This window comes from Pseudomonas sp. SWRI111 (assembly GCF_014268555.1).
GTDB classification, from domain to species: Bacteria; Pseudomonadota; Gammaproteobacteria; order Pseudomonadales; family Pseudomonadaceae; genus Aquipseudomonas; species Aquipseudomonas hamedanensis.
Window position 1 is genome coordinate 1 of record NZ_JABWQQ010000061.1, and the last position, 522, is coordinate 522.

1 protein-coding gene is annotated in these 522 nt (G+C 54.6%); it reads right to left on the reverse strand.

From position 1 onward, the window contains the following. Nucleotides 1–445 (reverse strand): transposase (locus HU755_RS26940; RefSeq protein WP_186638291.1); only part of this gene is annotated, 445 nt, incomplete at its 3' end. Nucleotides 446–522 lie beyond the last annotated feature (77 nt).

A 522-nucleotide genomic window follows, 5' to 3' on the forward strand; every position in this document is an offset into this window, starting at 1 on the left:
CCGCCTGAAATTTGCTGCCATCGATGGCCACCAGCTCGCCGGCAATCAGACCAGCCTGTCGGCAAAATCGAACAAAGGCTCGGCAGGTCGCGGTAAACGCAGCACTGTTGTCGCGGCGAAAATCAGCAATGGTTTTGAAGTCAGGCGCTAGTCGGCCCAACAGCCACATGACCTCGACGTTGCGCTGGCACTCAGCCTCAAGTCGCCGTGAGGAGCGAATGCGCTGGAAATAGCCGTACATATAGAGCTTGAGCAAATCGGCGGGATCGTATGAAGGACGTCCGGTGGCCTTGGGTCTGGCTTTATCGAAACCCAACTGCTCAAAGTCCAGAAGAGAAATGTAGGCCTCGATTACCCGCACCAGATGGTCATCGGGAATGAGTTCATCCAGCGAGAGCGGAAACAGCGCGCTCTGGGAGCGGTTTTCACCCTGGATATAGCGCATAAGAAAAATGCCCGTATCTTGCGATACGGGCATTTTCTTTAACCGGCCAGCAGAATGCTAGGTTTTCACACAGTCTG